Source organism: Tetragenococcus muriaticus DSM 15685, assembly GCF_000423785.1.
GTDB classification, from domain to species: domain Bacteria; phylum Bacillota; class Bacilli; order Lactobacillales; family Enterococcaceae; genus Tetragenococcus; species Tetragenococcus muriaticus.
This window is the reverse complement of record NZ_AUIQ01000096.1, coordinates 1-3,391: the sequence shown is the minus strand read 5'-3', so window position 1 is coordinate 3,391 and position 3,391 is coordinate 1. Positions and strand designations below refer to the sequence as shown.

The 3,391-nt window shown below is 35.4% G+C and carries 5 protein-coding genes, 1 tRNA gene and 1 other annotated feature; all 6 genes read right to left on the bottom strand.

From position 1 onward, the window contains the following. Positions 1-136 precede the first annotated feature (136 nt). Positions 137-430 (bottom strand): 50S ribosomal protein L27, encoded by a 294-nt coding sequence (gene rpmA, locus G577_RS0110190; RefSeq protein WP_028791076.1) that lies wholly within the window; start codon positions 428-430, stop codon positions 137-139. A 13-nt stretch (positions 431-443) separates the two neighbouring features. After that, positions 444-782 carry a ribosomal-processing cysteine protease Prp gene (locus G577_RS0110185; RefSeq protein ID WP_028791075.1) on the bottom strand — a complete coding sequence of 113 codons (339 nt, stop codon included), beginning with the start codon at positions 780-782 and terminating at the stop codon, positions 444-446. Positions 783-805: 23 nt separating this feature from the next. Continuing rightward, entirely contained in the window at positions 806-1,114 is a 309-nt protein-coding gene (gene rplU / locus G577_RS0110180; protein ID WP_028791074.1) for a 50S ribosomal protein L21, read from the bottom strand. A gap of 18 nt (positions 1,115-1,132) precedes the next feature. Further along, positions 1,133-1,206 (bottom strand) — a sequence feature (ribosomal protein L21 leader region). Positions 1,207-1,391: 185 nt separating this feature from the next. Continuing rightward, positions 1,392-1,456: transfer RNA gene (locus G577_RS12110), tRNA-Leu, on the bottom strand. A gap of 146 nt (positions 1,457-1,602) precedes the next feature. Beyond that, positions 1,603-2,562, bottom strand: coding sequence for a hypothetical protein (locus G577_RS0110175; protein ID WP_028791073.1), 960 nt, complete (start codon positions 2,560-2,562; stop codon positions 1,603-1,605). Positions 2,563-2,738: 176 nt separating this feature from the next. Continuing rightward, on the bottom strand, positions 2,739-3,275 hold the full coding sequence (locus tag G577_RS0110170) for a hypothetical protein (protein ID WP_162141359.1): 537 nt from the start codon (positions 3,273-3,275) through the stop codon (positions 2,739-2,741). Positions 3,276-3,391 lie beyond the last annotated feature (116 nt).

Genomic DNA, 3,391 nt, shown 5'->3' with positions numbered 1-3,391 from the left:
ACGAAACTTGCAAGTCGCTTTGGGATTCGTTGGTAACGACGCTCCACAGAGACTTTCACTCTAGACATAACACATGCCCGTCATACTAAAAAAAGGCTAGAACCCCTATATGATAAAGGTTCTAGCCAATACATTTCTATGCTTCTTGAGCAACCGGGTAAACTGAAACACGTTTTCTATCCCGACCTAAGCGTTCAAAGCGTACGGTACCATCAATTTTTGCAAACAATGTATCATCGCCGCCTTTGCCCACGTTTTGACCTGGATAAATTCTTGTTCCACGTTGGCGATAAAGAATGGAGCCACCAGTAACCGTTTGACCGTCAGCACTTTTTGCTCCTAAACGTTTGGATACAGAGTCACGGCCGTTAGCTGTTGAACCGCCACCTTTTTTATGAGCAAATAATTGTAAATTCATTTTCATTAACATACGATGCACCTCCTTATTGAATTGTTTCTAATTGTACATAATCGTTATACTGCTCTTGAACAGATTGCATACCTAATAATAGGCTTTCTAATAAGATCTGTATAATATTCGATTGTTCCTGTGTATTAGCAGATGGTACTTCAACATAAAGGTACCCGCCATTTTCTTCGTCTGAGTTAACCATTGGTTGCACACCAGCTAATGAATCAATACCATTAACCGCATTAATCGCTAAAACAGAGACAGCTGCACATACAATATCATAACCATATTCACCAGTATCTGCATGACCAGTTATTTTATAGGAATTGATTCTACCTGAATCATCACGTTTGAAAGTTCCCTTAATCATCGTAATCTCCTGCTTTATTTAAATTATGCATTGATTACATTAATCGTTACCTTAGTATAAGGTTGACGATGTCCTTGTTTACGGTGTGAATCCTTCTTAGGCTTGTATTTAAAAGTGACAACTTTCTTTTGTTTGCCATTTTTTTCTACTGTACCTTCAACACTTGCTCCTTCAACTAATGGGTTACCGACTTTTGTCGTGTCACCACCAACTAAAACAACTTCGTCAAAAGTTACTTTTTCACCAGCTTCTGCATCTAATTTTTCAATGTAGATTGGTTGGTTTTCTTCAACCTTATATTGTTTTCCACCTGTTTTGATAATCGCGTACATGCTTGTGCACCTCCTTAATAATAAACTTAGACTCGCCATCCCAAGCGGCTATATTAGCACTTAAAACTTGATCAGAGCGGTTGTAGCTGCAGGAAAGCCCACAATTACAACGTATTTACTTTATCAAAAAGTAAGGCATTCGTCAACGAAAAGTTTCTTGAATTTGTTCAAAACCGACACAAATATTTAAACCTATCAAAAAATAAAATTTCGGCACATTTTTGGTATAAAGAAAGCGGGAAACGCCTTTAAATCAACATTTCCCGCCTAATTATAACGTCACAGGAGGGATTTGAACCCCCGACCGTCCGCTTAGAAGGCGGATGCTCTATCCGGTGTGACAAGGCTGACCAGTGCCACCTTATAGAACTGGCACTCTTAAACTATTTAATTTAGAATATCTTAATGTTATTTACTAGTCAATAAAAAATTTGAAAGCTGATAAAATAAGTTGTTTTTTATTATATGAAAGTAGAAGAAAAATGATTTCATTTACTAAAAACCATTTTTCCATCTCGCGCCGTTAAAACTACTTTCCCGCTTTCTTTCCCACCTTCTTCCTCAAGTACATTAACTGGCTTGTCTTCAGTACTTAGACTAGCTTCTATAACACTATCTTCAAGTTCTCCGTAAAAATCTTCATTTTCCCCAGATGGATAAAGTTGTAATTTTTGTATAGTTGCAGATGTAGCAGGTATGAAATCAACAGTTAATCCATTGTCTATAATGTAACAACCTACCCGTTTAGCTTCATTCTGAACTGGATCAGTTGTATCCAAATCTTTATAAGAAATTATCTCTGGATCTGCTACGTCTTCCGTTTCTTCCTCATAAGAATCTTGACTTTTTAGCCCTTCATCTTCTTCAATATCACTCTCTTCTGAATCTTGTATTTTTTCCCTTCTTGAATTCCATCTTTCTAACTCCTCTTTTTCTTCTTCCTCATCGCTGTCATCTTCATATCTAGTAAAATTAAAACTAATCGGTTCCTCATACGCTGTTCCGTCAGGATAATATACATTAATAGCTAACAGTATTGACTCTCTCCCAGTATTTTCTTCAAATTCATCATCCTTCATGAGAACACCTTTTGCACTAGTAAATTCTCCATCTTCAAATAAATGGGGAAGTAATTCTTTGATTGCACTATCATCCAACAAAATATTTACTTTATCTTCTACCCCCTTATAAATTGCTTCTGTGCTGGTTGTTTCTACTTCACCTTCACCATTCATCGCATGAGTGATTAACACTTCATTTTCATTTACATCTAAAACAAACTTAGGGGTTGTGGTAGCTATCCACTGACCATAATACCATTCAATATCTTCTTCATTAATGTTAGGAATTTCTTCATCTTCTGCATTAAAATTTGTTTGACGGACGCCACAGCTACTAATTACAAACATTATCATTACAGTTAATACTATCCAAAACACCTTTTTCATACAATGCTCCCTTACTTTGTTTCCAAAAAATATTTACTTCATTTATTCTGACACATTCTCTATTTATAATTCCTGGTTCTTGGCTTACTAACTTGACCTCTATATTCACCGTTGACATATTTCATGGAAATCGCTTATCTAAATAAAAAAATAATTAATCAACAGTTTTTTTATGACTAGCTGTTTTTTTGTTTTACTTTTTTCCTGTAGAAAATTGTGGCTGTTACCGCAACTATAGCAATCAAAAATAGGATTTTTTGGGTGTCTTTTGCATCCCTTATATCTTTCTCACTATCGGCGATCGGGCTTGTATTTTTATCTTGTTTGACTAAACTATCTACCGTTGTAAGACTATTACCACCATCTAGAGAAAACCCCATAGTAAGTGTACCGTCATCTCTTACCTTGTTTTCTGCTAGTATAATACGTGTATCGATATCATTTACAACTAACATATCTCCATATACTTCGTCTTTATTTTCTTCTTCTACACCAGTTGTTTCTTTAATTTTATAGTCATATTCAGTCAGCTGGTCGTCTTGCAAGAATTTTAAAGTATTATTATTGATTTCTAAATCAACTGAATCTCCGTACTCATCTAGTCCACTCCAGTAACCTTTGTATTTTTTAGATTGATCACAACCGGATAATTGAATAACTAATATAAACGCTACCAAAAAAAATAAACCCAGCTTTAAATACTGTTTTTTCATTACCATTTCCTTTCTCTTTTGGTGGATTTACGTCAATATCTTGGACACATTTTTCGAGAGTCTTTTTTCGAAACGAATCCACTCTCGAGAATGTCATCGTTTCCGCCTAATATCAA

Bases quoted from the DNA above. Each gene is read 5' to 3' on its own strand.
- rpmA (WP_028791076.1), bottom strand. From the start codon at position 430: ATGTTAATGAAAATGAATTTACAATTATTTGCTCATAAAAAAGGTGGC.
- G577_RS0110185 (WP_028791075.1), bottom strand. From the start codon at position 782: ATGATTAAGGGAACTTTCAAACGTGATGATTCAGGTAGAATCAATTCC.
- G577_RS0110175 (WP_028791073.1), bottom strand. From the start codon at position 2,562: ATGAAAAAGGTGTTTTGGATAGTATTAACTGTAATGATAATGTTTGTA.
- rplU (WP_028791074.1), bottom strand. From the start codon at position 1,114: ATGTACGCGATTATCAAAACAGGTGGAAAACAATATAAGGTTGAAGAA.
- G577_RS0110170 (WP_162141359.1), bottom strand. From the start codon at position 3,275: ATGAAAAAACAGTATTTAAAGCTGGGTTTATTTTTTTTGGTAGCGTTT.